At 68.6% G+C, this 6,037-nt stretch carries 7 protein-coding genes and 1 tRNA gene; 4 read left to right on the top strand and 4 right to left on the bottom strand.

All coding sequences use genetic code 11. The features are described from left to right. The 3 genes from AC3XYG_RS33400 to AC3XYG_RS33390 all read left to right on the top strand — a co-directional run. Window positions 1-183 (top strand): hypothetical protein (locus tag AC3XYG_RS33400; protein WP_489144200.1); only part of this gene is annotated, 183 nt, incomplete at its 5' end. 134 nt (window positions 184-317) lie between these two features. Next, entirely contained in the window at window positions 318-1,847 is a 1,530-nt protein-coding gene (locus tag AC3XYG_RS33395; RefSeq protein WP_489144199.1) for a glycosyltransferase family 39 protein, read from the top strand. Window positions 1,848-1,901: 54 nt separating this feature from the next. Next, a complete protein-coding gene (locus AC3XYG_RS33390; protein ID WP_489144198.1) occupies window positions 1,902-2,915 on the top strand; it encodes an alpha/beta hydrolase in 1,014 nt (337 codons plus the stop codon). Here AC3XYG_RS33390 and budC read toward each other — a convergent pair. Continuing rightward, entirely contained in the window at window positions 2,912-3,685 is a 774-nt protein-coding gene (budC, locus tag AC3XYG_RS33385; protein ID WP_489144197.1) for a meso-2,3-butanediol dehydrogenase, read from the bottom strand. The genes AC3XYG_RS33390 and budC overlap by 4 nt on opposite strands. 225 nt (window positions 3,686-3,910) lie before the next feature. Next, on the bottom strand, window positions 3,911-4,876 hold the full coding sequence (locus AC3XYG_RS33380; protein ID WP_489144196.1) for a complex I NDUFA9 subunit family protein: 966 nt from the start codon (window positions 4,874-4,876) through the stop codon (window positions 3,911-3,913). Window positions 4,877-5,069: 193 nt separating this feature from the next. On the opposite strand from AC3XYG_RS33380, the gene AC3XYG_RS33375 reads away from it, so the two are divergent. Beyond that, a tRNA-Ala gene (locus AC3XYG_RS33375) sits at window positions 5,070-5,145 on the top strand. A 121-nt stretch (window positions 5,146-5,266) separates the two neighbouring features. Here AC3XYG_RS33375 and AC3XYG_RS33370 read toward each other — a convergent pair. Together AC3XYG_RS33370 and AC3XYG_RS33365 are read right to left on the bottom strand one after the other, a co-directional pair. Then, window positions 5,267-5,446, bottom strand: a complete 180-nt coding sequence (locus tag AC3XYG_RS33370; RefSeq protein WP_489144195.1) for a DUF1328 domain-containing protein — start codon at window positions 5,444-5,446, stop codon at window positions 5,267-5,269. A gap of 144 nt (window positions 5,447-5,590) precedes the next feature. Then, window positions 5,591-6,037: CBS domain-containing protein (locus AC3XYG_RS33365; RefSeq protein WP_489144194.1), on the bottom strand; the 447-nt coding region annotated here is incomplete at its 5' end.

The following is a 6,037-nucleotide window of genomic DNA, read 5'->3' as shown; positions in this document are numbered from 1 at the left end:
CGGCTGTTCCGGTCGAACGACAACCGCAGCGTCGTGCTGGTCAGCGTGTTCGAGACGACCGAGGACGCCCAGCGCTTCCGGCAGGATCCCCGCCTGACCGACCATCTGGCCCGGGCCCAGCCCATGATCGAGAGCGCCGTGCCGGGGGTTTATGAGACGGCGTATGAGGTGGGCGCGATCTGACCCTGCGAAACCGGACAGGCAGCCGGCGGCATACGAAGACGTAATTGGACTCGGCCGTCTGCCGCCCGTATTCGGCACGGCTGCGCCCCTGACACGGTTTTGTTGCCGCCATGCTGCTCGATCTTCCCCTGTCCGTGAGCCGCCCGGCCGGCGAGACCCGCCGGATCCTGGCGCTGCTGGCGGCGCATGTCGTTGCCTGGACCGGCTTCTGCCTGCTGTACCTCGCGCCGTCCGACCTGCAGAACGACATGACCGAGGCCTTCTCCTGGGCGCAGGAGTTGCAGCTCGGCTACTACAAGCACCCGCCCTTCTATGCCTGGGTGGTCAAGGGCTGGTTCAGCGTCCTGCCCACCACGGACTGGGCCTTCTACCTGCTGGCCGCGGTGAACGGCGCGATCGGCCTGGCCGCGGTCTGGGGCATCGCCGGGCGTTACCTCTCGGGGCCGGCCCGGCTGGCGGCGGTGCTGCTGCTGGAATTCCTGCCGTTCTATACATTCCAGTCGTTCAACTTCAACGCCAACTCGATCCAGCTGTCGCTGTGGCCGCTGACCGTCTTCCTGTTCCTGCGGTCCTTCGACCGGCGCGACCTGGGCAGCGCTGTGGCCCTGGGGGCAGTGGCGGCGGCGGCGATGCTGTCGAAATACTATAGCGGCATCATTTTGGCCTGCTGCCTGGCCGCGGCGCTGGCCCATCCGGACCGCCGCCGCTACTTCGCCAGCCCCGCCCCCTATGTCGCCCTGCTGGTGCTGGCCGCCGGCCTGGCACCGCATGTGCTGTGGCACCTGCACACCGCGATCGGGCCGATGGAGTACATGGCCAGCAAGGGCAGCCCGCGCTACAGCCTGATCCTGGCCAAGGCCGGGCTGTTCGTCGTCGGCTGCACCGCGCTGCACGCCCTGCTCGGCGTCATCCTGGCCTGGCTGTGGTCGCGCGGCGGCACCGGCCCGGCCGCGGACCGGCCTGCCATGGTCAGCAGCGCTACTGACCCAGTCGGGGACCGCCGGGCGCTGGCGATCTTCGCCCTCGGCCCCTTCCTCCTCACCGTGCTGATCGCCCTGGTGGCCTCGGTGCGGATCAACACCCATTTCGCCATCCCGATCTTCGCCCTGTCGCCGCTGGCCGCGCTCGTCTGGCTGCGCCTGGGCATCGACGCGACGACGCTGCGGCGCCTGGCCACCCTGGCCGCCGCCTGGCTGCTGCTGCTGCTGGTGGTCGCGCCAGTCGCCGGCGCCTGGACCCTGCGCGGCAATGTCGAGCTGGCGGCCGAGCCCCGGCAGGCGGTGGCCGAACGGGTGACGGCACTGTGGCGCACCGAGGTCGGCCAGAAGCTGGCGGTGGTGGCCGGGACCGAGAGCTATGCCCTGGGCACCACCTTCTACAGCCCCGACCACCCGAGCGACTTCACCGCCTTCGCCACCGCCTATGCCCCCTGGATCGACGCCGACCGGCTGCGCCGCGACGGCCTGGCGGTGATCTGCCGAGCCGATGACGGCTGGTGCCTGGACGAGGCTGCGAAGTATGACGGGCTGCAGAGCTGGCGTGGCCAGTTCAGCCTGAACAAGACGCTGTTCGGGCTGGTCGGCCGCAGCTTCGATTTCATCGTGGTGTTCGTCCGCCCGGGCCAGGACCTGCCGATGGAGCCCCGCAAGCTTCGTCCGTTCTGACGGTAACGGCAGACTCGGTCTAAGGTGGGCTCACACCGTCGGAACGAGGCCATCATGCGCAAGACCCACGACATCCCGCGCGGGCGGGTGGACAGCTTCACCCTCGACAGCAAGGCGCTGCAGGGCAACCTGCTGGGCGACCCCACGGAGCGGAGGATCGACGTCTACATCCCCGCCGGCCATGACGGGCACGGCCTGCCGCTGCTGGTCGACCTGGTGGGCTTCACCGCCGGCGGCCCCGTCCACACCAACTGGAAGAATTTCGGCGAGAACGTGCCGGAGCGCGCCGACCGGCTGATTGCCGCGGGCACGCTGCCGCCGGTCGCAATCGCCTTCCCCGATTGCTTCACCCGGCTGGGCGGCAACCAGTACATCAACTCCGCCGCCCTGGGCCGGTGGGAGGATTTCCTGGTCGACGAGATGCTGCCGGCGGTCGAATCCCGCCTGGGCTGCGGCGGGCCCGGCCGGCGTGGCGTGTTCGGCAAGAGCTCCGGCGGCTATGGCTCGATCATCCACGCCATGCGCCGCGCCGATGTGTGGAGCGCCGCGGCCTGCCATTCCGGCGATATGGGGTTCGAGCTGGCCTATCTGCTGGAGATGCCGGCCGTGCTGCGAACGCTGGCCAAGCATGACGGATCGATCGAGCGCTTCATCACCGCGCTGGAGACGGCGAACAAGCCGGGCGATTCCGACATCCATATCCTGATGCAGCTGGCGATGGCCGCGACCTACGACCCCGACCCGTCGCAGTTCCTGGGCATCCGCCTGCCGGTCGATCTCCACACCTGCGCGCTGATCGAGGACCGCTGGGCCAACTGGCTGAAATGGGACCCGGCGCTGATCGTCGACCAGCATGCCGACGCCCTGCGGTCGCTGAAGGGGCTGTACATCGATTGCGGCTCCATCGACCAGTACAACCTGGTCTATGGCGCCCGCCGCCTGCATGCTTCGCTGGAGCGGCTGGGCGTGACGCACCGGTACGAGGAATTCCCGGACAACCACTCCTCGGTCGACTACCGGATGGACGAAAGCCTGCCCTTCCTCGGCCGGGCCCTGACCGAAGGCTAGATAAAAGCCGCCAGGCCGCTCGAGGCGTTGGCGCCGCCGTCGACCGGCAGGTTGACGCCGTTGACGAAGCTGGCATCCGCGCTGGCCAGGAACGCGATCACACTCGCGATCTCCTCCGGCTGTGCGCCGCGGGCCAGCGGGGTGCGGGCCAGCAACCGCTCCAGCAGCTCCGGATACTGCTCGAACGCCGGCTTGTTCATGTCGGTGAAGGTCACGCCGGGGCTGACGGCGTTGACCCGCACGCCCCGGCCGCCAAATTCCAGCGCCAGGCTGCGGGTCAGGTTGCTGACCGCGCCCTTGGCTGCGTTGTAGGCGGCCAGGCCGGCATCGCCGCCCAGCCCGCCGACCGAGGAGACGTTGACGATCGACCCGCGGCTTTCCAGCAGATAGGGCAGCACCGTCCGGGTCATGTTGAAGACGCCGTCGAGATTGGTCTCGATGGTCTGGTGCCAATCCGCCGCCGTCAGGTCGAGGAAGCCGCCGGCCGAGGCGACCCCGGCATTGTTCACCAGGACGTTGATGCGCTTGAACCGGGCGACCACCTCGCCCACCAGCAGCCGCACATCGATGGAGATCGAGACGTCGCAGGGCTGCACCAGGCAGCGCTCGCCGCCGAATTCTTCCGCCAGATGCTCCAGCGGCTCCGTCCTGCGGCCGGCGAGGATGACGGTCGCGCCTTCAGCCCAGAACCGCCGCGCCGTGGCCGCCCCGATGCCGGAGCCGGCCCCGGTCACAATCACGACCTGGTCATGGAATCGCTGCGAGCCCATCGTATCCCTGTCCCTTCCGGACGGGATTCCTCGGGTCTTAACCGGCCTCGCACGGCACCATCCGCATGGCATCGGAGGCGAAGCATCGGCCGCGGCGACAACCGCACCCATTGTGATCCCGTCGGCGCCAGCATCGCGTCACGCAGGCTACCGGATGATGACGCCGGCCGGGATTTCAGATTTCAATTGTAGGATGAGTGCCCAACAGAGAGGCAGCGGGCTCGGTCAGGCGATCCGGCTGGTGCCGAATTTACCGCCGGGCCGGTACCGGTCGAGATAGCTCGGCAGGATCAGTTCGGTGGGCGTCGCCCGGATGCCGAGATCGGCCAGGGTCTTGGCCCCCGGCGCCACGACATTGTCGAGCTTCAGCTGCACCACCTGGTCCGGCGTCAGCGGTGGGTTCGGCAGCAGGCTGAACAGGCGCGCCTGCAGCGACGCCATGCCCCAGGACAGCGACACCAGCCGCTTCTTGCGACCCGTTTCCTTCAGGGTCAGAGCCATCAGCTCGCGGAAGCTGTAGACCCGCGGCCCGCCCAGCTCATAGGTCTGGCCGGCCGTGCCCTCCCCTTCCAGGCAGGCCACGATGGCATCCGCCACGTCCTGGACATAGACCGGCTGGAACCGGCTGGTGCCCCCGCCGAACAGCGGCAGGAAGGGCGCGTTGCGTGCCAGCCCGGCGAAGAGGTTGAAGAAGCCGTCCTCGGGCCCGAAGATCACGCTCGGCCGCACGATCGTGGCGGCCGGGAAGGCCGCGCGCACCGCCGCTTCGCCGCCGGCCTTGCTGCGGGCATAGGCGGACGGGCTGTCGGCCGAGGCGCCGATCGCCGAGATCTGGACGAAGCGGGTGGCGCCGGCAGCGGCCGCCGCCCGGGCGACGCGCCCGGCGGCCTCGTTCTGGACCGCGTCGAAGCGCTGCTTGCCGCGTTCGAACAGGATGCCGACGAGGTTCACCACCGCATGGGCGCCGGCCACGGCGGCGGCGACGGAGCCATCGTCACGCACATCGGCGAAGACGGGCACCACCTGGCCGACCGACCCCGACACCTTCAGCGACAGGGCCCGGTCCGGATGACGCGAGGCCACGATGATTCGCCAGCCGCGATGGGCCAGCCGCTGCGCCACGTAGCGGCCGACGAACCCGGTGCCGCCGAAAAGGGTGACCGTCTTTTCGCCAATGGTGTCCAGCGTCATGTTCTCGCCCTGCGAACCTGCCCGGGCCGCACCCGCTGGCGACCCGGCCCTCTTATATCCGAGGCGCCGGGCGTTTCAAACGACCGCGCTCGGAAAAACATGCCCGTCCCGATGTGATGCTTGACAAGGCCGGGGGCAGGGCACGATATTCCGCGCCGTTCGCCGGGGGCCCCCAAACCCCTGGTTCGATAGTGGGGCTGTAGCTCAGTTGGGAGAGCGCCTCGTTCGCAATGAGGAGGTCAGCGGTTCGATCCCGCTCAGCTCCACCATCCCTCCCCGATGGTGACCCCGGACACGACAACGGCCGAACGCCCCTTGCGAGGCGCACGGCCGTCGCCGCATGTCCGCCAGCCGGATCATTGCCCGGCCGGCGGAAAAGATCAGACTGATCTAGCGTCCGCGCCGCATCATGCCGGCGACCGCCATCACGATGAAGATCACGAGCGCGACCCAGAAGAGCATCTTGGCGCCGGCCATCGCCGTGCCCGCCACGCCGCCGAAGCCGAGCACGGCGGCGACCAGCGCGACGATCAGGAAGATGACGGCCCAGTGAAGCAGACTGCCGAACATGGCGGGTATCCCCATTCTTGCCATCCCGCCGGCGACGCCGGCGATCTATGACAGGCAACGGGGTCTCAGGCCCGACAGTTCCGCTTCGGTCCGTCGATCCTGCAACCGGACACGGCCGCCTGAGGCGGCGTGCCGGAAGGCTCCTCAGCCCGCGATGTATTCCCGCAGGCTTTCGGCCTCGCTCTCGATCTCGTCGAGCCGGGCCTTGACCACGTCGCCGATGCTGATCATGCCGCAGAGCAGCCCCTGGTCGTCGACCACCGGCATGTGCCGGAAGCGGCGCTCGGTCATCTTTCCCATGATCTCGGCCACCGTGTCCTCGACACCACAGGTGATCACGGGCTTGACCATGATCGACGCCACCGTGTGCTCCAGCAAAGCCGGGCCGCGGTCGGCGAGACGGTGGACCACATCGCGTTCGGACAGGATGCCTTCGATTTGGCGGCCGTCTTTGCTGACGATGACGGCGCCGATGCGCTTGTCGCGCAGGATCGTCACCAATTCGGCCAGCAGCAAGTCCGGCGCGACGTGAACGACGGTATTCCCCTTCACATTCAGAATGCGGGCAACGTTCATGGCGAGTCCCCGATC

The organism is Inquilinus sp. (genome assembly GCF_057815775.1).
The sequence above is the reverse complement of the archived record's forward strand: the minus strand, read 5'-3'. Positions and strand labels throughout refer to the sequence as shown.